19 protein-coding genes are annotated in these 22,624 nt (G+C 69.0%); 8 read left to right on the forward strand and 11 right to left on the reverse strand.

Annotated elements, in window-relative coordinates:
- Nucleotides 1-42: 42 nt before the first annotated feature.
- From LCL87_RS09400 to LCL87_RS09415, 4 genes are all read right to left on the reverse strand, one after another.
- Entirely contained in the window at nucleotides 43-1,650 is a 1,608-nt protein-coding gene (locus LCL87_RS09400; RefSeq protein WP_225018958.1) for an MFS transporter, read from the reverse strand.
- Between the two features lie 168 nt (nucleotides 1,651-1,818).
- The gene (locus LCL87_RS09405) at nucleotides 1,819-2,520 is read right to left on the reverse strand and encodes a GTP pyrophosphokinase (RefSeq protein ID WP_225018960.1); all 702 of its coding nucleotides are present in this window, start codon (nucleotides 2,518-2,520) and stop codon (nucleotides 1,819-1,821) included.
- Between the two features lie 26 nt (nucleotides 2,521-2,546).
- Nucleotides 2,547-3,116 carry a carboxymuconolactone decarboxylase family protein gene (locus LCL87_RS09410; RefSeq protein ID WP_225018962.1) on the reverse strand — a complete coding sequence of 190 codons (570 nt, stop codon included), beginning with the start codon at nucleotides 3,114-3,116 and terminating at the stop codon, nucleotides 2,547-2,549.
- Nucleotides 3,113-3,997, reverse strand: coding sequence for an SDR family NAD(P)-dependent oxidoreductase (locus tag LCL87_RS09415; protein ID WP_225018964.1), 885 nt, complete (start codon nucleotides 3,995-3,997; stop codon nucleotides 3,113-3,115). The genes LCL87_RS09410 and LCL87_RS09415 overlap by 4 nt, the downstream gene beginning before the upstream one ends.
- Nucleotides 3,998-4,166: 169 nt before the next feature.
- Between LCL87_RS09415 and LCL87_RS09420 the strand changes: the two genes are divergently transcribed.
- The 7 genes from LCL87_RS09420 to LCL87_RS09450 all read left to right on the forward strand — a co-directional run bounded on the left by LCL87_RS09420 (nucleotide 4,167) and on the right by LCL87_RS09450 (nucleotide 11,298).
- On the forward strand, nucleotides 4,167-4,925 hold the full coding sequence (locus LCL87_RS09420) for a TetR/AcrR family transcriptional regulator (RefSeq protein WP_225018966.1): 759 nt from the start codon (nucleotides 4,167-4,169) through the stop codon (nucleotides 4,923-4,925).
- 137 nt (nucleotides 4,926-5,062) lie between these two features.
- Nucleotides 5,063-6,256, forward strand: a complete 1,194-nt coding sequence (locus LCL87_RS09425) for an ABC transporter substrate-binding protein (RefSeq protein ID WP_225018968.1) — start codon at nucleotides 5,063-5,065, stop codon at nucleotides 6,254-6,256.
- A 15-nt stretch (nucleotides 6,257-6,271) separates the two neighbouring features.
- Entirely contained in the window at nucleotides 6,272-7,147 is an 876-nt protein-coding gene (locus tag LCL87_RS09430; protein WP_225018970.1) for a branched-chain amino acid ABC transporter permease, read from the forward strand.
- Nucleotides 7,147-8,187: a branched-chain amino acid ABC transporter permease gene (locus LCL87_RS09435; protein ID WP_225018972.1), complete on the forward strand. Its 1,041-nt coding sequence runs from the start codon at nucleotides 7,147-7,149 to the stop codon at nucleotides 8,185-8,187. The genes LCL87_RS09430 and LCL87_RS09435 overlap by 1 nt, the downstream gene beginning before the upstream one ends.
- Nucleotides 8,184-8,954, forward strand: a complete 771-nt coding sequence (locus LCL87_RS09440; RefSeq protein WP_225018973.1) for an ATP-binding cassette domain-containing protein — start codon at nucleotides 8,184-8,186, stop codon at nucleotides 8,952-8,954. The genes LCL87_RS09435 and LCL87_RS09440 overlap by 4 nt, the downstream gene beginning before the upstream one ends.
- Entirely contained in the window at nucleotides 8,951-9,664 is a 714-nt protein-coding gene (locus LCL87_RS09445) for a branched-chain amino acid ABC transporter ATP-binding protein (protein ID WP_225018975.1), read from the forward strand. Before LCL87_RS09440 ends, LCL87_RS09445 begins: the two co-directional genes overlap by 4 nt.
- Nucleotides 9,661-11,298 (forward strand): class I adenylate-forming enzyme family protein, encoded by a 1,638-nt coding sequence (locus LCL87_RS09450; RefSeq protein WP_510850728.1) that lies wholly within the window; start codon nucleotides 9,661-9,663, stop codon nucleotides 11,296-11,298. The genes LCL87_RS09445 and LCL87_RS09450 overlap by 4 nt, the downstream gene beginning before the upstream one ends.
- Here LCL87_RS09450 and uca read toward each other — a convergent pair.
- The 7 genes from uca to ramB form a co-directional block, all read right to left on the reverse strand.
- Nucleotides 11,288-14,908: an urea carboxylase gene (gene uca / locus LCL87_RS09455; RefSeq protein ID WP_237691977.1), complete on the reverse strand. Its 3,621-nt coding sequence runs from the start codon at nucleotides 14,906-14,908 to the stop codon at nucleotides 11,288-11,290. The two genes, LCL87_RS09450 and uca, sit on opposite strands and share 11 nt — an antisense overlap.
- Nucleotides 14,905-15,597, reverse strand: a complete 693-nt coding sequence (gene urtE, locus LCL87_RS09460) for an urea ABC transporter ATP-binding subunit UrtE (RefSeq protein ID WP_225018981.1) — start codon at nucleotides 15,595-15,597, stop codon at nucleotides 14,905-14,907. The genes uca and urtE overlap by 4 nt, the downstream gene beginning before the upstream one ends.
- 3 nt (nucleotides 15,598-15,600) lie before the next feature.
- Nucleotides 15,601-16,398 carry an urea ABC transporter ATP-binding protein UrtD gene (urtD, locus tag LCL87_RS09465; RefSeq protein ID WP_225018983.1) on the reverse strand — a complete coding sequence of 266 codons (798 nt, stop codon included), beginning with the start codon at nucleotides 16,396-16,398 and terminating at the stop codon, nucleotides 15,601-15,603.
- Nucleotides 16,395-17,486 (reverse strand): urea ABC transporter permease subunit UrtC, encoded by a 1,092-nt coding sequence (gene urtC / locus LCL87_RS09470; RefSeq protein WP_225018985.1) that lies wholly within the window; start codon nucleotides 17,484-17,486, stop codon nucleotides 16,395-16,397. Before urtC ends, urtD begins: the two co-directional genes overlap by 4 nt.
- Nucleotides 17,483-18,367 (reverse strand): urea ABC transporter permease subunit UrtB, encoded by an 885-nt coding sequence (urtB, locus tag LCL87_RS09475; protein WP_225018987.1) that lies wholly within the window; start codon nucleotides 18,365-18,367, stop codon nucleotides 17,483-17,485. Before urtB ends, urtC begins: the two co-directional genes overlap by 4 nt.
- Nucleotides 18,368-18,402: 35 nt before the next feature.
- Nucleotides 18,403-19,671 (reverse strand): urea ABC transporter substrate-binding protein, encoded by a 1,269-nt coding sequence (urtA, locus tag LCL87_RS09480; RefSeq protein ID WP_225018989.1) that lies wholly within the window; start codon nucleotides 19,669-19,671, stop codon nucleotides 18,403-18,405.
- Nucleotides 19,672-19,879: 208 nt separating this feature from the next.
- Nucleotides 19,880-21,289, reverse strand: coding sequence for an acetate metabolism transcriptional regulator RamB (gene ramB / locus LCL87_RS09485; protein WP_225018991.1), 1,410 nt, complete (start codon nucleotides 21,287-21,289; stop codon nucleotides 19,880-19,882).
- Nucleotides 21,290-21,584: 295 nt separating this feature from the next.
- On the opposite strand from ramB, the gene LCL87_RS09490 reads away from it, so the two are divergent.
- Entirely contained in the window at nucleotides 21,585-22,490 is a 906-nt protein-coding gene (locus tag LCL87_RS09490) for a hypothetical protein (protein ID WP_225018993.1), read from the forward strand.
- Nucleotides 22,491-22,624 lie beyond the last annotated feature (134 nt).

The raw sequence follows: 22,624 nt of genomic DNA on the forward strand, positions 1-22,624 counted from the left end.
GCGTATGAACGGACCCTTCAGCTTCCCGAGGGGGAACAGGGGTCAGTGCATCCCGACGGCACCTTCGGCGGGCATGTCGCCCTTCTTGGCGCGGACCAGGATCATCACCAGCGGGCTGATGACGAGGATGAGCGCACCGGCCCAGCCGAACGCGTGCGCGTACCCGGACACCTCGGTGCCGAAGATCCAGTCCATGATCTTGCCGACGAAGTCCTGCGCGGGCGCCGGCATGGCCGCGATCTGCTCGGCCGTGGGCGGCGTGGCGTTCGCCAGGTCGGTGGGGATCGCGTCGGCCGGGAAGCCGGGCGGGGGAGTGGGCGCCGGGTTGTCGGCCTGGAACGCGCTCTTGGCCGATGCGTACACCGTGGTGAACAGCGCCGTGCCCAGCGCGCCGCCGACCTGCAGGGTCGCGTTCGCCAGCGCGCTGGCGGCACCGGCGTCGTGGTTGGGGACGCCGAGTAGTGCCAGGTTCTGCATCGGCACCATCAGCAGGCCCAGACCGAAACCGAAGATCGCCAGGCCGGGGAACACGTGCGTCCAGTAGGAGGTGTCCACCTCGATCTGGGTGAGCAGGAACAGACCCGCGGCCGCGAAGATCGGGCCGACGACCATGAGCGGCTTGGGGCCGATGCGGGTGGTGAGCTGCGCCGCGATCGTGGACGCGATGACGATGAAGAACGCCATCGGCAGCGAGCCGACACCCGACATGACGGGGCTCAGGCCCATCACGATCTGCAGGTAGAACGTCAGGTACAGGGTGCCGCCGAGCAGCGCCGCGCCGACCAGCGCCGACCCGATGAAGGCGGCGCCGCGGTCGCGGTGCCATGGAACGCTGAGCGGCAGAAGCGGGTTCGCGGACTTCTTCTCCACGAGCACGAACGCCACGAGGGCGACCAGGCCGATGCCGATGAACAGAAGCGTCTGGGTCTCGAGCCAGCCGTGCTCGGCCTTGGTGAAGCCGTAGACCAGCGAGCCGAGGCCGATCGCGACCAGCACGGTGCCGGGCAGGTCGTAGCTGGTGTCGCCGTGCGCCTTGGTTTCCTTGACGATCGGCAGCGTCACCGCGATCGCGAAGATCGCGACCGGGATGTTCACCAGCAGGCACCAGCGCCAGTCCACGTACTGCGTCAGCACGCCGCCGAGCAGCAGGCCGATCGCGGCGCCGCCGCCGGAGATGGCACCGAACACCGCGAACGCCTTGGCGCGTTCCTTCTCGCCGACGAACGTCGTGGTGAGGATCGCCAGCGCGGCCGGGGCGAGCAGCGCCGCGAACACGCCCTGCCCGGCGCGCGCCGCGAACAGCTGCATGCCGGTCTGGGCGAAGCCGCCGACCGCCGATGCCACCGCGAAGCCGGCCATGCCGACCATGAACGAGCGCTTGCGGCCCCAGAAGTCGGCGATGCGACCGCCGAGCAGCAGTAGCGCGCCGAACGCCAGCGCGTAGGCGGTCACCACCCACTGCCGGTCCAGGTTGCTGATGCCCAGTTCCTTCTGGGCGTCGGGCAGCGCGATGCTCACGATAGTGCCGTCGAGGACGACCGTCAGCTGAGCCAGCGCGACGATGCACAGCACCAGCCAGCGGCGCTCGTGGTTGGGGTTGTCGTTTACGGGGGCGTCGGGACGCGAGGTCGCCTGGACGTCTTGGGACATGCAGTTCCTACCGGATCGGTGGCACGGACGACTGTCGCGGCCGAACGTGGAGACGCTACCGGCGAACAGGGAACTGCAGCAATCGAATACCGCCGCATCGTCGGGATAGTCACATGTCGGTCCGGGGACTTGAATCGGCCGCGCAACTGTGAGCAACGGCCGGTCGCGTCACTCGGACAGGCGCATCCGCAGCGCGTCGAGCAACTGTGGCGGCAGCTCGAGTTCCGGGGTGTCGTCGGCGACGCCCGACTGCGCCTTGAGGTTCGCGAACTCCTCGTTGAGCCGTTCCATCTTCACGTCCAGCCGGTGCGCGGTCTCCGCGGCCTCGGTGAGTTCGGCCAGCAACTCCGCCGGCACCTCGCGGTTGAACTTGTAGTAGATCTTGTGCTCGAGGCTGGCCCAGAAATCCATTGCGATGGTGCGGATCTGGAGCTCGATGGGCACCGTCTGCACCCGGTCGCTCAGATACACCGGCACCTCGACGATCAGGTGCAGGCTCTTGTAGCCGTTCGGCTTGGGGTTGGCGATGTAGTCCTCGACCTCGCGGACCTCGATGTCCGGCTGGCTCGTGATCATGTCCGCGATGCGGTAAGTGTCCGCGATGAAACTGCACGTGATCCGCACCCCCGCGATGTCGAGGATCTGCTCGCGGACGTCGTCGAGGGTGAGCGGGCAGCCGATGCGGTTCGCCTTGCGGATGATGCTCTCGGGTGTCTTCAGCCGCGAGGTCACGTGCTCGATCGGGCTGTAGAGATTGATGTGCGTGAACTCGTCCTTGAGGATGTTCACCTTGGTCAGCAACTGAGTGATGCCGAACCGGTACGTCATCATGAATCGGGAGAAATCGGTTCGGAGTTGCTCAGGATCCACGCCACCAGTGTGCCACCGTCGGCGAATCAGTAGTCGGGCTGGATTCGCAGGGTGTCGATCGTGGTGGCCAAACCGTCGTACTGCGTCACCAGCAGGCAGAACTCGACGAGCCTGCGGTCGTCGAGGTGTTCGGCGAGTGTGGCCCACGTCGCGTCGTCGACGTTCTTGGTGGCGACCATCTGGTCTGCGGCGGCCAGCATCGCGCGGTAGCGCGGCGACCAGTCGGGGTCGGTGGGCCCGGCGAGGATGCGGTCGAGGATCTGCGGGGTGATGCCCGCGCGGCGGCCGAGCCGGACGTGGTGCTGCATCTCGTAGCGGGATCCGCGCAGGTGGGCGACCCGCAGCACCACCAGTTCGATCTCGAACCGGGACAGCTTGGTGCCGGGCAGCAGCATCAGGACACCGGAGTAGTGCAGCCAGCCGCGGAACAGCCCGCCGGTGCGGCCGAGCGTGCTGAACAGCTTGGCGTCGCGGGTGCGGGAACCGAGCGAGAGCACCCGCCACGTGGCCCAGTTCACCGGCCCGAGCTGCTTGAACCGGCCCGGCCGGACGCGCGGCGCGGTGTGGTTGCCGGTCTTCTCGTCGTACGCGGTCATTCGGCCTCCCCGGCTCGATCCGGCAGTTCCGTGGTGAGTCGGGCGTGCTCGGCGCGGGCGGCGTCGAGGGCCGCGGCCATCCGCGGCTGCGGGCGGAGTTCGATCGTCCGCTGGGTGAGCATGCGCAGCCGCATCATCGGCGCCACCCAGCGGGGCGCGTAGATCCGGCGGGCCCGGGCCGCGATGCCTTTCTCGAACGCGTCGACGCCGACCGCGCGCGGGGCGACCCGGGTGAACGGGCCCAGGCCCTTGATCTGGGTGGCGGCCTCGGTCCCGAAACCGATCGCGGTCATGTCGGTGTCGACCTCGGCGAGGTAGCCGACACCCACCCGCAGCCCGAGATGCTTGGTCTCGAGCCGCAGCGTATTGCCGAGCGCCTCCACCGCGGCCTTGCTGGCGGCGTACGCGCCCATCAACGGCAGCTGCACGCCGGCCGCGGCCGAGGCGACCAGCAGCACGTACCCGCCGGGGTGTGCGACGAGGGGGCCGGCCGCGCGCACGGTGTTGTAGGTCCCGATCAGGTTCACCTCGACGGTGCGCACCATGACGTCGGGATCGCCGCCGAGTAGCGGAAGCTGCGCCGCGACACCGGCGTTGGCCACCACGACGTCCAGTCCGCCGAGTTCGCCGGCGAGGGCGTCGACGGCCCGCTGCACCTGGTCGCCGTCGCGGACGTCGCACACCTGCCACGGGGCGCCGCCGCACATGGTGGCGACCTGTTCGAGCAGTTCGGGTTCGAGGCCGAGCAGCGCGACGCGGGCACCGCGGGCATACAGGCGCCGGGCGAGGGACGCCCCGATTCCGCGGGCCGCACCGGTGATGAGGACACGTCGGCCTTCCAGGCGCTCCTCGAGCACCTGTCTCCGCCCCGTTCGTGCCATCGCGACTGCCACCCGCCCCTCGGTTACCCCACGGTAAGGAAACGCTAGCACCGCAGGTCGGATATGCCGGGCAGGTCGGCGGGACGTGTAGCATTGGCGGGCGTCAAGCAAGCGTTCGATCGGGATCGGTCGGTACTACATCCGGCACCGTTGAGGGGGAGTCGTACAGGTGGCATCGACCCGGCGAGAAGAAATTCTATTTCACGCGGCCAAGCTGTTCAGTGAGCGCGGCGTCGCCGGAACCACCGTGCGGGACATCGCCGACGAGGTCGGCATCCTCTCCGGCAGCCTCTACCACTACTTCGGTTCCAAGGACGCGATCGTGTTCGAGATCGTCATCGCGTTCGTCGACGACCTCAACGAACGCTACGAGGCCGCCCAGGTCCCCGGCGAAACCGGCCGCGAGCGCCTCGACCACATGGTGGCGGTGTCGTTCGACGCCGCCGCCGATCACCCGTTCGCCACCGAGATCTATCAGAACGAGAGCGCGCTGTCGTCGCAGCCGGAGGACAGCCCGATCTCCGTGGCCGTGCGCCGGGCCCACGACTACTGGGCCGACGCCATTGCGCGCGGCGTCGAGTCGGGCGAGTTCCGTCTCGACATCGACCAGCAGCACTTCCACCGCATGCTCCGCGAATCCGTGTGGTCGACGGTGCGATTCAACCGGGCGTCGCTCACGCAGGACGCCGAGCGCCTGCGGCACGACCTCATCGCGGTGTTCCTCGACGGGTTCGCGGCGGGCGGGCCGGCGGGATCGGCGTCGGCCAAGGCCGCGCCCGGACCGGTGCGGCAGTCCGAGGTGCTGGGTCGCGCCGCAGTGCCCAACGGTGCTCCTGCCGCGAACGATTCGGAGTTCGACGACCTGCGGCGCGACGTCCGCGAGCTCAAGGAAGCGATCCGCGAACTGCGTCTGCTGCGCGGGAACTGAAATCCCCTCCTACTACTGAACTCTCGCCGCGTTGACTTCGCGGTGTGACGCGGGGCATACTCCTGTCGCGAATGGTCAATCAAGCACTTGCTTGATTGACCAAACGCTTGAAGGTCGGTGTCAGACGGGAGTCGGTTGTGAGAATCGGAAGGGTCGCCGCTGCGGCGGTGGCCGCCGCCGTGGGAATCCTCGGCGTCGCGGGATGCGGGTCCGCGGGCGAGATGTCGCCCGACGAGATCGTGATCGGTCTCGACGAGGACTCGACCGGCCCCGGCGCGTCGTACAGCACCATCGCCGGCAGCACGGTCCGCCTCGCCGTCGACCTGCTCAACGCCGACGGCGGGATCAACGGCAAGCCGGTGCGCCTGGTCGTCGAGAACGACGAGTCCAGCCCCACCAAGACGCCGTCGATCATCCGTAAGCTCGTCGACCACGGCTCGAGCGCGGTCCTGCTCGCCACCGGGTCCGGCTCGGTGATCCAGGCCAAGTCGGTGCTGCAGCAGTCCGAGATCCCGGCCATCGCGCCCGTCGTGCTGTCCGACGCGTTCGCGAACAAGCCGGACAACGGGTTCTCGTTCATGATCCCGAACTCCCTCAAGCAGTACGCCGAGGTGTACTGCGGCGCGTTCGAGAAGATGGGCTACAAGACGCTCGGCATCCTCGGCGACGCCAGCGCGTCGATCGACGGCATCATCAAGACGCTGCGGCCCGCGCTCGAGAAGTGCGCCACCGTCACCGCCGTCGAGAAGGCGCCCGTCGACGCCGCCGACCTCACCGCGCAGGCCTCCCGGGTCACCGGCACCAAGCCCGACGCGATCCTCGTCGCCAGCATCGGCGGGCACTTCGAGATCCTCGCGCACAACACGCTCGCCAAGATCTACCCGGACGCGCAACGCTTCTCGCTCGCCTCGATCGGTAACCAGCCCAAGTCGTGGGCGTTGGCCGACCCGGGCGCGCTCACCGGCATGGTCTACATGGGCAGCCTCAGCGCGAACAATCCGCGCACCGCCGAGTTGACCGAGAAGATCCGCGCGGTCAAGGGCGCCGACTACCAGCTCACCGCGTACGACGCGCAGGCCTACGACGCCGTGATGATGCTCAAGCGCGCGTTCGAGATCGCCGGTGACCACACCGACCGGACCAAGGTCCGCGATGCGCTGCAGCAGGTGTCCGACGTGCCCGCGACGTTCGGCCAGGAGGGTCTGACGCTGTCGTACGGCCCCGACGACCATCTCGCCCCCGACAGCCTGTGCGGCCTGGTGCTCGTCGAGTTCGGCGCCGACAACAAGCCGGCCGGGCCGTGGGCGTCCTACCAGCCCCCGTGCGGCTGACGAAGGAGAGAACAGATGACTGATCCTCAACTCTGGCTCGCCGCGCTCGAGATCGGCGCCTTCTTCTCGCTCATCGCCCTCGGCATGTACCTGGTGGTGGTGGGTGCGGACTTCTTCAACTTCGCGATGGGCCCGTACGCGATGGCCGCGGCGATGGCGTGCAGTTTCGTCGTCGTCGACCACGGTGTCCCACTGTGGCTCGCGCTGCTGCTGGGCCTCGTCGTCGGCATGGCGCTGTCGGTGATCACCGAGAAGCTCGTCGTCCAGCAGGTCCAGAAGCGTTCGGGCCGTGGCGAACTGCCCGCGCTCGTCGCGGTCACCGCGGTCCTGTTCGGGGTGCAGCAGCTGGCCGGCACGATCTTCGGCCGCACGCCGCTGCCCGGACAGAAGCTGTTCGACTTCCAGCCGGTCACCGTGGCCGGCGCCACCGTCGACAGCTCGTCGATCGTCCTGATCGTCGGCACCGTCGTCGTGTTCGTCGTGGTGGGGCTGTGGCTGCAGGCGACGCAGACGGGCCGTCTGCTGCGCGCGGTCGGCGACAACCCGGAGGCCGCGCGGGTCCTCGGACTGCCGGTGAACCGGGTCCGCCTGGTGGCGTTCACCGTCGCCGGACTCATCGCCGCCATCGCCGGACTGCTGTTCGCGCCCAAGGCCGGTGTGCAGTTCACGAGCGGACTGTCGTGGACGCTCACCGCGTTCATCGCGCTCGTGATCGGCGGTACGGGACGCAGTTGGGCGCCGCTGATCGGTGGCCTGCTGCTCGGCTTCGTGCAGGTGTTCGCGCCGTACTACTTCGGTGCCAGTGCCGCACAGACCGCGATCCTGTTGATCGCGTTGGTGTTCTTCGCCTTCCGGCCGGAGGGCCTGCTCTCGAGGAAGGTCCGCGTCTGATGTCGACTCTCACGTCACCGCCGTCGGAGGCGGCAGCGCCGGCACGTCCCTCGCGGGCCCGCCGGTCGCTCACCAACATCGCGATCGAGGCGGGCATCACGCTCGTCGTCGTCGCCGGGGTGCTGGTGTGGATGGGTCCGAGCCTGTACCGGCAGGACCTCGTGTTCCTGGCCGCGACGTACTCGCTGATCGCGCTCGGTATGTACATCCCGTTCGTCATGGCCGGTTCGCTGTCGATGGCGTACAGCGCCTACGCCGCGATCGGTGCGTACGCGGTGGCCCTGATCTCGGTCAAGACCGGGCTGTCGATGTGGTGGGGCTGGATCATCGGCGCCTTCGTCGCGGCGGTGGTCGCGGTGATCCTCGCACTCGCGACGCAGAAGCTGTCCGGCTTCTACCTGGCCGCCGTGACGCTGCTGTTCGGAATCGCGTTCGAGCACTGGCTCATCGACGGCCCCAGCTTCACCGGCGGCTCGGCCGGCATCTCCGGCGTCGAGGCCGTCAGTCTGTTCGGCTGGCAGCCACCGCGCTACGCCCTCGTGGTGCTCGCGATCCTGTTCGTGTGTGCGATCGCGGTGATCGTCGACCGGATGCGGAGGTCGGTGTGGGGCCTGACCCTGCGGGCGGCGCGGGACAACAAGAACGCCGCCCGGTCGTCGGGCGTCAACCCGGCCCACCTGACGGTGATCGCGCTCGCGATCGGCGCGGCGATCGCGTCGACCGGCGGCTCGCTCTTCACGGTGTCCGTGCAGGCCGTCACGCCCGAGACCTTCACGCTCAGCATCGTGTTCCTGGCGATCTTCATGCCGATCATCGGTGGACGCAACAGCGCGTGGGGCGCCCCACTCGGTGCGCTGATCGTCGTGATCGTGACCCTCAACATGCCCGGCTACCAGGGCAGCGGTGAACTGCTGCTGGCCGCCGCCGTCCTGCTGATCCTCGTCGTCGCACCCGGTGGTGTGATCGGCTGGGCGAGTACGGCATTCGCCAAGGTGACCGGCCGCGGCGGTTCCAACCAGCGAGGAAGTGATCGGACGTGAGCGTGCTGCTCGAGGTCTCGGGCCTCACCAAGAACTACGGCGGTGTCCGCGCCGTCGACGACGTCTCGTTCACCGTCGCCCCCGGCGAGGTGGTCGGACTGGTCGGCCCCAACGGCGCCGGCAAGACGACGCTGGTGGACTGCATCTTCGGGACGCAGCGGGCCGATGCCGGCACCGTGAAACTGGCCGGTCGCCCGCTGGCCGGGCCCAGCGAGAAGCGGGCCCGGCAGGGCCTGTCGCGCACGTTCCAGCACCCACAGCTGGCGCTGGAACTGAGCGCCGTCGAGAACATCGTGCCCGCGCTGTACGGCCGCCGGATGCGCACGCCGCTGCACTCGCTGTGGTGGGCGCTCAAGGGGCCGTTCGAGAACTGGGACGCCACCGCGGACCGGGCGCGCGCCGTCGCGCACGAGTACGCGATCGACGACACCACCAGCGCCTGCGGCGAACTGAGCCTCGGCGGGCAGCGCCTGGTCGAGGTGGCGCGGGCGATGGCCACGGATCCGCAGGTGCTGCTGCTCGACGAGCCGTTCGCCGGCGCCGACCACACGGGCATCGCGGCGATCGCCGGGGCCGTCCGCAAGATCCAGGCGCAGGGCCGCGGCGTCGTGCTGGTCGACCACAACGTCGACCTCATCGCCGAACTCGCGACGACCGTCGTGCTGCTCGACTTCGGATCGGTCGCCTTCCACGGCGCGCCCGCCGAATGTCTCGCGAGCGACGCCATGCGTGAGGTGTACTTCGGTGCAGGAGAGGAAGTGTCATGACCACGCTCGAGGTGACGCACCTGAAGGTCCGGTACGGATCGGCCGTCGCGGTCGACGGCGTCTCGTTCACGGCGCCGTCCGGGACGGTGACTGCGATCGTCGGCCCCAACGGCGCCGGCAAGTCCAGCCTGTTCGGGGCGGTCTACGGCTCCGTCCGTGGCACCGGGCAGGTGACGATGGACGGCCGCCGGGTCGACGGACTGTCCGCGCTGGCGCGGGTCCGGGAGGGCTTCGCGTACGTCCCGCAGGGCCGGCAGCTGTTCATGAAGATGTCGGTGCGCGAGAACCTGCAGGTGGGCGCCGACCTGCTGGGCATGAAGAAGGACGCGATCGATTCGGCGTTCGACCGGTTCCCGGTGCTGCGCGAACGGTCCGGCAGCTACGCCGGCGTCCTCAGCGGCGGCGAACAGCAGATGCTGGTGCTGGGCCGGGCCCTGCTGGCGACGCCGAAGGTGCTGCTGCTCGACGAGATGATGACGGGCCTCGCGCCCAAGATCGTCGCCGAACTTCGTTCGCTCGTGGCGGGTCTCGCGGCCGAGGGCGTGACGGTGCTGGTCGCCGAACCTGCGCTGGCGGCGCTGAAGTCGGTGGTGCAGCGCGGCTACGTGATGCAGCGTGGCCGGATCGTCGACATCCGGGACGATGCGGCGTCGCTCGACGCCGCGTACAAGCAGTCGATGGGCATGTTGGAAGCGACAGTGGAGCAGTGACGGTGACCGGACGATTCTCGACCACCCTGGACGTCGCGGTCGGCGACTTCGCAACCGACCCGCGCAGGCTCGACGGTCTGAGCGTGAGCGAGCTGGTACGGCACTGGGCGCTCACGATCGGTGACCGCCCCGCCTTCATCACCCCGGAGGCCCACATCTCGTGGGCGAGCTACGACGCCACCGCCGATCGGATCGCGTCCGCGCTGGCGGCGGTGGGCGAGGATTCCGCCGTCGCGCTGTACCTGCCCGACACCATGGTTTTCCATGCCGCGCTGTGCGCCGCGTACCGCGTCGGGCGGATCGCGGTCGGCATCGGATCACGTTCGGGTGTCAAGGAAGTGGCGCACCTGAGCACCCGCGCCGGGTGCCGGACCCTGGTCACCACGCGATCGCTGCGCGGTCAGGACACCGCGTCTCTCGTCGCGGAGCTACGTGAGCGGACCGGCGGACCCGAGCACGTGATCTACGTCGACGACCTCGGCTCCGTCGAGGTCGAGGACGCCGACGGTAACCCGGTCGAGATCACCGACCGGCGCTTCGACGCCACCAGCCCGCGGTTCGGCGTCGACGACGTCTCGCTGCTCAACTCGACGTCCGGCACCACCGGACTGCCCAAGCTGGTCACCCAGACCGAGCGGCGCTGGATCGGTTTCTCCGAGGTGGCCGTCCGGGCCGGGAAGATCACCGGCGACGACGTCTTCTTCGGTGCGGTGCCTGCGCCGTTCGGCTTCGGGCTGTGGACCTCGCACTTCCTGCCGGCCCTGCTCGGTGCGCCCAACGTGGTGCTCGAGCGGTTCAGTGCCGACACCATGGTCGACCTGCTCGAGCGGGAGCGCGTGACGGTATTGAACTGTGTCAGCACGCAGTTCAAGATGCTGCTGCGGTCCGAGCGGGCTCAGGCCGCCGACCTGAGCGCGCTGCGCGCGATGTTCACCGGCGGCGAGGCGGTGCCGTACTCGGAGGCGCTCGCGTTCGAGGAGCGGACCGGGGCTGCGGTGCTGCAGTTCTACGGTTCCAACGAGACCGGGGCTGTGAGCGTCACGACCGTCGACGACGACGCGGACACCCGCCTGCGCACGTGCGGGCACGTGGTCGACGAGGCGCGGGTCCGGGTGTTCGACGACGCGGGCGCCGAGGTGCTCGGCGACGAGCGCCGAGGCCAGCCGGGCGTGAACGGCCCGCTGATGTGCCACGGCTACTGGGACGACGACGCGGCCAACGCCGAGCTGTACACCGCCGACGGCTGGATGCTGCTCGGCGACATCGTCGAGATCGACGCGGACGGGCGCCTGAAGGTGGTGGGCCGCAAGGCCGACATCATCATCCGCGGCGGCAAGAACATCTCGGCCGTGGAGGTCGAGGAGTACGTGCGCGCCCACCCGGCGGTCACGATGGTGGCGGTGGTGGGCGTGCACGACGCCCTGTTCGGCGAGAAGGTGTGCGCCGTCGTGGTGACCGCCGACGGCACCGACCTGACCGCCGACGACCTGTCCACGTGGCTCGCCGGCCAGGGCGTCACCCGCGAGTACATCCCCGAGCACGTCGTCACCGTCGACGAGCTCCCCCTGGCGCCCGGCGGCAAGGTCGCCAAGGGATCCGTCAAGGTACTCGCGGAGCAGCGCCTCAGCCGATGACGGCCAGCGGAGTCCCGGGCGCCACCTTGGCGCCCGGCTCCGCGAGCACCTGCAGCACCGTGCCGGTGGCCGGGCACGGAACCGGCATCTCGAGCTTCATGGCCTCCAGGATCACCGCGGGATCGCCCACGGAAACCTGCTGTCCCGGTTCGAGTTCCACCCGCCACACGTTGCCGACCATGGGCGCCTCCACCACGACGGCGCCGGGCGGGACGTCCAGGTCGGCGGTCTCGGGCTCGGGTGCCGGCGCGACATCGACGCGGTCGAACTCGCCGGCCGCGTGCCACGCCTGCTTCTCGGTCTCGAACGCCGCGCCCTGCCGCTCCTCGAACTCGGCGATCGAATCCGCGTTGTCCGCGAGGAACCTCAGATGGTCGGCCAGGGCGAACGTGCCCTCGCTGACGTCGGCGTCGAAGCGTCCGGCGCGGGACTCGGCCCGTGCCTCCGCGAGCTGGTCGGGGGTGACGGGTTCCCACACGATCCGGTCGAAGAAGCGGAACAGCCACGGCTTGCCGGTCTCGAACGGCGCGCGCTGCCGGTAGCCGGACCAGATCGGCACCGTCCGCCCGATCAACTGGTAGCCGCCGGGCGACTCCATGCCGTACACGCACAGGTACTTGCCGCCGATGCCGACCGCGTCCGACGGCGTCCACGTGCGGGCCGGGTTGTACTTGGTGGTCACCAGCCGGTGCCGCGGATCGAGCGGGACCGCCAGCGGCGCGCCGAGATACACGTCGCCCAGTCCGAGTACCAGGTACTCGGCGTCGAACACAGCCTTGCGGACGTCGTCCACACTGCCCAGCCCGTTGATCCGCCGGATGAACTCGGTGTTCGACGGCAGCCACGGCGCGGTGTCCCGCACGCCGCTGCGGTAGCGGGCCAGCGCGTCGTCGATCGACGGGTCGTCGAACGAGAGCGGCAACCGCACGGTGCGGCTCGGCACGACCAGGTCGTGCGTCGCCGGGAGCTGGCCCTCGAGTTCCTGCAGCAGCCCAAGGAGGCGGTACTGCGGCAGCACGTCCGGGTCGAAGTGCAGGTGCAACGACCGCACGCCCGGGGTGATGTCGATCAGCCCCGAGACCTGCAGTCGCGAAAGTTCCTCCGACAGCGCGTGCACCCGCATCCGCAGCCCGAGATCCAGGGCGATCGGACCGTACTCGACGAGGATGTTGTCGTCTCCGCCGCGCAGGTACACCACCTCGGGCCGGTCGTCGCCGGCCTCGGCCCGGCCGAGCACGCCGCCGTCTCCGCGGGAGATCCGCACGGCCGGCACGTCCTTCGCCCGCATCCGGTCTGAGCGGCGCAGCGCGTCGGCGTCGGCGTCGGGCACGGGGACGAAGCGCACGGCGTCGCCCGGGCGGATCTGCCCCATCTTCCAGCGGTGCGCGCTCACCACCGTGAGCGGGCACGCGAACCCGCCGAGGCTCGGACCGTCCGGGCCCAGCAGGATCGGGGTGTCGCCCGAGACGTTCAGTGCGCCCACGCTGTACGGGTTGTCGTGCAGGTTCGACGGGTGCAGTCCCGCGTCGCCGCCGTCGGTGCGCGACCACGTCGGCTTGGGTCCGTCGAGCCGGATGCCGGTGCGGTTCGCGTGACTCGCGGTGGTCCAGGTGGTCTCGTAGAACTGCGTCATGTCGGCGTCGGTGAAGTACGACGGCGACGGCTGCGGACCCTCGGTGACCGCGAGGTGCCAGGTGTGGGTCAGTTCGGGGCGCACGTCGGCCGGGACGCTCGCCGGTTCGGCGAGCGCGTCGGTCTCGGGGAGCATGCCCAGCACGTCGCCGGTCGCGACGGCACTGCCGGTGACACCGCCGAAGCCGCCGAGCGTGAACGTCGAGGCGCTGCCGTGAAAGAGCGGGGCGTCCAGCCCGCCGCGCACCGCGAGGTAGGTGCGCAGCCCGGTGTCGGCGGGGGTGCCGATGTCGAGCACCGAGCCGGCGGCGATCGCGATCGGTTCCCACATCGGCACCGCGAGCCCGTCGACGGTGACCGGGGCGTCGGCGCCGGTGACACAAATGATCGTCGGCGCGGAGAACTCCAGCCGCGGCCCCTGCAGCGTGCACTCGAGCCCGGGCGCCCCGACGGGATTGCCGACGGCGGTGTTGGCGAGCCGGAACGACAGGTCGTCCATCGGGCCCGACGGCGGAATCCCGACCTCCCACAGACCGATCCGGCCGGGCAGGTCCTGCACCGTCGTCATGGTGCCGGCCCGCAGGACGTCGATCCGCGGTCCGGTGGCGGGGATGTCGGCGAGCGCGGACGTCGTGTGCTCGGTGAGAGGCTGGGCGCAGATGTGCCGCAGCTGGGGGAGATTGGTCTGCACGCCGTAGAGATGCGTCTCGGCCAGCGCGTCGCCCAGCCTGGCCAGCGCCTCCTCGCGGGTGCCGCCGCGGGTGACGATCTTCGCGATCATCGGGTCGTAGTGGGCGCTCACCTCGGTGCCGGTGTCCACCCACGTCTCGACCCGCGCGGTGGTGGGGAACTGCACCGACGTGAGGGTACCGGCGCTGGGCCGGTAGTCCTGCCCGGGATCCTCGGCGTACACCCGGGCCTCGACGGCGTGCCCGGTCAGTGCCGGGCCGGAGTCGGGCAGCCCGTCGAGCATCGACGCGTCGCCGCCGGCCAGACGCAGCATCCACGCCACCAGATCGACACCGGTCACCTCCTCGGTGACCGGATGTTCCACCTGCAGGCGGGTGTTCATCTCGAGGAACGACGCCTCGCCGCGGTCCACGTCGTACACGAACTCGACGGTGCCGGCCGAACGATAGTTCACCGACGACGCGAGATCGCGCGAGGAGCGCAGCAGTTGCTCCACCACGTGGTCGGGCAGTCCCGGCGCGGGCGCCTCCTCCACCACCTTCTGATTGCGGCGCTGCAGCGAGCAGTCGCGGGTGCCCAGGCTCAGTGTGCGGCCCGCGCCGTCGCCGAAGACCTGCACCTCGATGTGCCGGGCGCGGGCGACGAAACGTTCCAGGAAGACCCCCGACGACGAGAAGTTCGCCGCCGCCATCCGCTGCACCGTGTCGTACGCGGCGCGCAGGGCCTCCGGGGTGAAGCACGCCTGCATGCCGATGCCGCCGCCACCACCGACCGCCTTGAGCATCACCGGGTAGCCGATCCGCTCGGCCTCGGCGACCGCGTCCTCCACCGATTCGAGTAGACCGCTGCCCGGCACCAGCGGGACACCCACGGCGCGCGCCGCCTCGCGGGCGGTGTGCTTGTTGCCGAACACCCGGAGCTGATCGGGGGTGGGGCCGACGAACGCGATGCCGGCCCACTCCGCGGCCGCGGCGAATTCCTCGTTCTCCGAGAGGAATCCGTAGCCGGGGTGGATCGCCCCGGCACCGGTCGCGAGGGCCGCCTCGATGACCTTGTCGGTGCGCAGGTACGACTCCGCAGCGGGGGCGGGGCCCAACCGGACGGCGGCGTCGGCCATCTCGACGTGCGCGGCGCACGCGTCGGCGTCGGAGTACACGGAAACCGTCTTGAGACCGAGTTCGCGCGCGGATCGGATGATGCGGCAGGCGATCTCGCCGCGATTGGCGATCAGAAGGGTGTCGAAAGCGGGAAACACGAAGTGGTCTCCTTCGGTGGGAGGAAGCGTCAGATGGCCATGGCGGAGCGCACGACGGACTCGGCGTCCGCGCCTCCGGCGCCACTCGACGTGACGCGGCCGGACTCGAGAATGTAGTAGCGCTGCGCGGACTGCAGGGCGAACCCGATGTGCTGCTCCACAAGGAGGACACCGAGGTTGCCGCGCCGGGTGAGTTCGACGATCGCGGACTCGATCTCGGCGACGACGGACGGCTGGATGCCCTCGGTCGGCTCGTCGAGGACCAGTACGCGTGGTTCGGTGATGAGGGCCCGCGCGATCGCCAGCTGCTGCCGCTGACCGCCCGACAGCAGGCCCGCGCGCCGGTCGAGCAGTGACTCGAGCGCCGGGAACAGCGCCAGCTGCTCGTCGATGAGCGCCCTGCCGCGCTTGCGGCCGTCGGCGACCACCTGCATGTTCTCGAGGCACGTCAGCTGGCCGAACGACTGCTGACCCTGCGGGACGTACGCGAGTCCGCGGGCCACGCGGGCGCTCGGCCGCAGCTTGGTGACGTCCTGGCCGTCCAGCAGGACCCTGCCCGACGTCGCCTTCGCCAGCCCGACGGCGGCCCGCAGCAGCGTCGTCTTGCCGGCGCCGTTGTGCCCCATGACCGCGGCGACGCCGTCTGCGGGGACGGTGACGGTGGCGCCGTGGATGATCTCGGTGCGGCTGTAGCCGGTCCGGATGTCGATCAGTTCCAGCATGATTCAGGCCTCCTCGAGGACGTCGGCGGCGGCCGCGGTGCCGAGGTACACCTGCTGCACCATCGGATCGGCCTGGATCTCTTCGACACTGCCGTCGGCGATGACCTTGCCGCGGGCCAGGACCGTCACGGAGGTCGCGAAGGCCCGCATGAAGTCCATGTCGTGCTCGACGACCACGACGGTGCGCTCGGCGCCGATGCGCCGCAGCAGGTTTCCGGTGTCCTCGCGTTCCTCGTGGCTCATGCCCGCCACCGGTTCGTCGAGCAGCAGCACGTCGGCGTCCTGCACCAGCAGCATGCCGATCTCGAGCCACTGCTTCTGGCCGTGTGGCAGGATGCCGGCCTTGCAGTCCCGCAGGTCGGTCAGACCGATCGTCTCGAGGGCCTCCTCGATCTGCGGCAGGACGTTCTTGCGGCGTCGGAGCAGGGTCAGCGGGGACCGGCCGGCACCGGCCGCGATGTCGAGGTTCTGCAGCACCGTGAGGTCCTCGAACACCGACGCGGTCTGGAACGTGCGGCCTACGCCCATCCGGGCGATCTTGTGGACCTTCTGCCCCAGGAGTTCGACACCGGACTTGGTGACCGAACCGGTGGCCGGCACCAGGCCGGTGATCGCGTCGACCAGCGTGGTCTTCCCGGCGCCGTTGGGTCCGATGAGGAACCGCAGGTCGCCCTGGAAGAGCGTCAGGTCCACGCCGTCGACGGCGGTGAAGCCGTCGAACGTGACACGCAGGTCGCGGATTTCGAGGTACTCGCTGGACATCCCGGCGTTGCCGCCGAGGGTGGGCTGGGGTTCGGTCATCGGGCGACCTCCAGTTCGCGGGCGGATTCCGGTTCGGGCTCGGTCGGGGTGGTCCGGCGGCGACGCTTGACCACCTTGGCGAGGCCCGCGATGCCGGCCGGGAAGAATCCGATGACGACGATGAACAGCAGGCCCTGCGCGTAGGTCCAGGCCGACGGGAAGTTCTCCGAGAGGGTGGTCTGCGCCCACGCGACACCGATCGCGCCGAGCACCGGACCGAGCAGTGTGGTGCGGCCACCGATCGCCACGCCGATGAGGAACGCGATCGACGGGACGAGGCCGACATCGGCGGGAGAGATGATGCCGACGATGGGGACGAACAGTGCGCCCGCGATGCCGGCGAAGAAGGCGGCGACGGTGTAGGCGACGACCTTGATGTTCGCGGGGTCGTAGCCCAGGAACCGGACCCGCTCCTCCTGGTCGCGGACCGCGACGAGGAGCTCGCCGTAGCGCGAGTTCATCAACTGGCGGGTCGCGGCGACGACGAGGAGCAGCACCGCCCCGGCGATGAAGAAGAGCATCCGCTTGTTCGCCGGGTCGGACAGGTTGAAACCGAAGAACGTGCGGAACCGGTTGAGGCCGTTGGAGCCTCCGATCGACTGCTGGCCGATGAGCAGGATCGCGAATGCCGCGGCGAGGGCCTGCGACAGGATCGCGAAGTACGCGCCCTTGACCCGGCGCTTGAACACACCGAGCCCGAGCAGGAACGCGACGAACCCGGGGACGAGGAGGATCGCGGCGATGGTCGTGAACGGGTCGGAGAACGGGGTCCAGTAGGAGGGGAGTTCGCGGATGCCGGCGATCTGCATGAAGTCCGGCACCGCGTCCCCGCGCAGCTCCGCGTCGGCGATCTTGAGGTGCATCGCCATGATGTAGGCGCCGAGGCCGAAGAACACGCCCTGGCCGAGGGTGAGCATTCCGCCACGGCCCCAGGCCAATCCGATGCCGACCGCGACGATCGCGAAGCACAGGAACTTGGCCAGCAGGTTGAGCCGGAAGTCCGACAGCAGGGCCGGTGCGACGCCGAAGAGGACGATCGCGGCGACGGCGAATCCCGCCCACGCCCGGTAGCGACTGAGCACGGTCATGCCAGGCTCCTTGTCTTGGCGACGAACAGTCCCTGCGGGCGGACCTGCAGGAAGATGACGATGAGCACGAACACGATCACTTTCGCGATCGACGCCGTGGTCGAGTACTCGATGAACGAGTTCAGGATGCCGAGCGCGAAGGCCGCGACCACCGCACCCGACAGCCGGCCCAGTCCGCCGATCACGACCACGAGGAACGCGTCGATCAGGTACGACTGGCCGATGGTCGGGCTCGTCGACCCGATCAGCGTCAGAGCGACACCGGCCACGCCGGCCAGGCCCGAGCCGATGAAGAACGTCGTCACATCGGTTCGCCGCGAGGAGATTCCGCTGGTCTCCGCGAGGTCACGGTTCTGCACGACGGCGCGGATGCGGCGCCCCATCGACGTCTTCGCCAGGGCGAAGGACACAGCCGCGACCGCGACGATCGCGAGCACCAGGATGAAGATGCGCGTCTTCGGCACGACGGCGCCGAGAATCTCGACGCCGCCGGTGAGCCAGGACGGCGCGACGACGTTGACGGCGGGGGCACCGAAGATGTCGCGGGCCAGCTGTTGGAGTACCAGTCCCACACCGAAAGTCACCAGCAGGGTATCCAGCGGGCGGTGGTACATCCGGCGGATCAGGGTGGCCTCGAGCAGCACGCCCATCAGGCCGCCCACCACGAAGCCCACCACCAGGGAGATCAGCAGTGACGCCCCGGCGCTCGAAATGACCTGCTGCACCACGTATGCGGTGTACGAGCCGGCCATGATGAATTCGCCGTGGGCCATGTTGATCACGCCCATCTGGCCGAACGTCAGCGACAGGCCCAGTGCCGCCAACAATAGGATCGACCCGATACTCAGGCCGGTGAACAGCTGCCCGATAACGACATCCATCGGTGCCCGCCCTTCTACGTCGTCGTTGATGCGAGCTAGCTACCGGAGCCGGAGAGGCCCTTCGCCCAGTCGTAGCTCTCGAGGTAGGGATCCGGCTGGATCGGGCCGTCGGACTCCCACACGGTGTAGATCAGGCCGTCGCCGCGGATCTCGCCGATGCGTGCGGTCTTGGTGATGTGGTGGTTGTCGCCGTCGATGGTCACGAGACCCTCGGGCGCCTGGAAGGTGACGCCGTCAGCGGCCGCCTGGACGTCGGCCACGGCGAACGAATCCGCCTTCTCAACAGTGTTCTTCCACAGGTACACCGACGTGTAGGCGGCTTCCATCGGGTCCGACGTAGGCTTGTTCGCGCCGTACTTGGCCTTGTACGCGTCGACGAACTTCTTGTTCTCCGGGGAATCGACGGTCTGGTAGTAGTTCCATGCGGTGAGCTGGCCGGCGACGTTCTGCGCACCGATGCCGCCCACCTCCTCCTCGGCGATCGACACCGAGACAACAGGCATTTCAGCGGCTTTCAGGCCGACGTTCGAGTACTCGCGGAAGAATGCGACGTTGGAATCGCCGTTGAGGGTGTTGAAGACGGCGTCGGCGTCGGCGGTGCGGACCTTGTTGACGATGGTCGAGAAGTCGGTGGAGCCGAGCGGCGTGTAGTCCTCGCCCTTGATCTCGATCCCGTTGGCGGCCGCGTACGCCTTGATGATCCGGTTCGCGGTCTGCGGGAAGACGTAGTCGCTGCCCACCAGGTACAGCGACTTGACGCCCTTCTCCTTCAGGTAGTCCAGCGCCGGGGCGATCTGTTGGTTCGTGGTCGCGCCGGTGTAGAAGATGTTGGGGGAGTCCTCGAGGCCCTCGTACTGCACGGGGTAGTACAGCAGCGCGTTGTTGTCCTCGAACACCGGCAGCATGGCCTTGCGGCTGGACGACGTCCAACCACCGAAAACGGCTGCGACACAGTCGCTGCTGATGAGCTTCTCGGCCTTCTCGGCGAACACCGTCGGCTCCGAGGCGCCGTCCTCGGCGACGATCTGGATCTTCTTGCCGAGCACACCGCCGGCGTTGTTGATCTCCTCGACCGCGAGGGCGATGGAGTCGTGGACGGTGACCTCGCTGATCGCCATCGTGCCGGACAGCGAGTTGAGCGAACCGACCTTGACGGTCTCGCCCGAGGTGTCGACACAGGATGCGGCGGACGTCGTACCGGCGGCCGAGGTGTCCGACGCCTTGCTGCCGCAGGCGGTGAGGACCAGGCCGAGCGCCGCGAGTGCGGCCGGGGCGGTGAGAGCACGCTTCGAGAACGTGGGCATGGACGAGCCTTTCCGTCGAGAGGAATGACGCTGAGCTGCGGAGAGGTACGTATACGACGCTGTATCCGTGATTCGAGACAGTAGGCGGAAGTTGTTGCGCCGGAATGTCTGTGGATCACGAGTTCGTGTCGCGTATTACGCACACATGAACAGGAGCTCACGCGGCCTCGACGGACGAGACCCGACTAGCGGGAAAGGTGCTGGTGGATCAGAGAATCGTGTAGGGCGACACCGAACTGCGGTGCTCGTTGATGTCGAGTTCTTTGCCCAGCGGAGGGAATGCCCGCTGCGGACAGTTCATCCGCTCGCACACCCGGCAGCCGGCGCCGATCGGGGTGGCGGTGCTGCCGCCGAGATCCAGGCCGTCGGCGTAGACGACCCGCGGTGCATGCCGCAGTTCGCATCCCAAGCCGATCGCGAAGGTCTTGCCGGGCTGCCCGTAGCGCTGCGCGCGCCGCTCCACGGTGCGCGCCACCCACAGGTAGTTGCGGCCGTCGGGCATCTGCGCGATCTGCGTCATGATCTTGCCGGGGTACGCGAACGTCTCGTACACGTTCCACAGCGGACACGTGCCGCCGCTGGACGAGAAGTGGAAACCGGTGGCGGACTGGCGCTTCGACATGTTGCCCGCGCGGTCGACGCGGACGAACGACCACGGCACGCCGCGCTGCTTGGGGCGCTGCAGCGTCGACAGGCGGTGGCAGATCGTCTCGTAGCTGATCGCGTAGAACGCCGACAGCCGCTCGATGTCGTACCGGAAGTCCTCGGCGATCTCGTGGAACTGGCCGTACGGCAGCACTGTCGCCGCCGCGAAGTAGTTGGCCAGGCCGAGCATGGCCAGCGAACGGGCCTCGTCGGACGTGAAGTTGCCCTCGTCCACGAGCCGGCGGAGCAGATCGCCGCACTCGAGGTACGCCAGCTCGGTCGCGAACTTGAACACCTGCTGTCCGCCGGACAGCGCCGGCGAGATCTCCAGCACCCGGGTCTCCGGGTCGTAGCGGTGCAGCACGTTCTCGCCCAGGTCGATGCGGCGGACGATCTGCACGTCGTGCAGGCTCTCCATCCGGCGCGCGATCCCCTCGGCGATGTCGCCGCGATGGAAGCGCAGACGCGCGGTGAGCTCCTCGGCCGCGGTGTCCAGGTCGTGGATGTAGTTCTGCCGCTGATAGAAGTAGTCGCGCACTTCCTCGTGCGGCATCGTGATCGAGCCGCTGCCGCTGCCGTCACTGAACCGGTCCTCGGTGGCCGCGGCCAGCTGCGCCGACGTGTTCCGGAAGCGGCTGTGCATGTTGACCATCGCCTTCGCCAGCCCCGGATGCGACGACACCATCTCCGCGATCTCCTGCGCGTCCGCGTCGATGCCCATGTCCTTGTCGAGGGCCACCTCGCGCAACTCGGCGATCAACCGGGTGTCGTCCTGCGACGAGAAGAACGTGGTGTCGACCCCGAACACCTCACTGATCCGCAGCAGCACCGGCACCGTCAACGGGCGGACGTCGTGCTCGATCTGGTTGAGGTAGCTGGCGGAGATGTCCAGCGTCTTGGCGAGCGCGGCCTGGCTCAGGCCACGCTCGGTACGGAGCTGCCGCAGCCGGGCGCCGACGAAGGTCTTGGACATGCCAGCCAGCGTACGAGCGCCCTGCTAACCGTGCAAAGGAATGGGTTAGCAGCCGGGCGTCCGGGGTGGATCCCGACTAACCGAACATCAGACCGATCATGACGTTTCAGAGACAAGTCTTGACATCTCGGTGACAGTGACAAAAGCTGGGCGACAGTCATTGATCGATTGTGTAAAGCATTGGTTGCTAGGCAGTTTGGGACGTGGGGCGGAGGCTCGCGCGTCCCGAGCGCACGGACGCGGGCGCCCTCCGCCGGGTGGGGTCCCCGGTTCACGCTCGCCCTCCGAACTGGGCGTGAGCCGTTCTCTGCTTCAGAGTCGCCGGTCGGCCCTCGTCGGCCCGGCATTCGACCAGGAACCGCCAGAGGTCACGATGATCTTCACCTCCAAGCGCCGCGCACGCGTCGGAGTCCCAGCTCCGGCGCTCGTCCCGTCCACTGATTCCGCCGAGCCCTCGGGCAGCGCGCTCGGTCCGGTCGACGTGGCGGCCGCGACGAACGAGGAATCGACGGAAGCCGACGCGGTGGCCGTGGCGGCCCGGTGGCTGGTTCTCACTACCGATATCGCCCCCGGCTACGCCCGGGCGCTCCTGCCGGAACCGTTCGCGGTCGCGGACCGGCCGCAATTGGCGGTGTGGATCGTCGAACCGCTGTCCGCCGACTCCGACACGGTGGGCGTCCCGGTCGGTCGGTTGTTCGCAGGGATGTCGTGCAATTGTTTGTTGCCGGGTGAGCAGGACGAGAGCGCGTACACATCCGACTTCCTCGTGGGTGCACCGATCGAGGACGGAGACCGCGACCCCTTCTCGCTGCCCGACCTGCCGCAGACGGCGCTGAGCCTGGTGAACGGCGTCGGCGGCATGGGGTTCTCGATTCCTCCCGTCGACGGCGTGGGTAGAGGAGTGGTGGGCCGGGTCGAGCTGTCCGAGTGTGACGGCGGGCAAGTCCAGCTGACGCCCGACTGGCTCGCCTGCCAGTCCTGGCGCGCCGACCTCGTGGGCGGCTCCGGCGACGGCGGCGCCGGGCGTCCCGACCTCGTCCACACCCAGTGGGAGGTGACCCGGCTGTCGCCGATCGTCACGGGTTCCGCCGTCATCGAGTGCGCCGAGTTCGGATCGCACGCGTACGACCTGTCGGGGCCGGCGGCCGCCCTGGACGCGCGGTACGGCTTCGCGCGAGTGGCGATTCTCGGCCGGCAGTAGCCGCCCACGGAGCCTCCGTGGAGCCTCCGTGGAGCCTTCCATGGGCGTCCGGAGTATCTGTGACGCGGATTCCCGCGTGTTCCGGTGTACGGAACGATGTCCGATTCCTGTGATTGCCCTCACATGCCCGTGTG

The sequence above is a fragment of the Prescottella equi genome (assembly GCF_020171745.1).
GTDB lineage: Bacteria > Actinomycetota > Actinomycetes > Mycobacteriales > Mycobacteriaceae > Prescottella > Prescottella equi_A.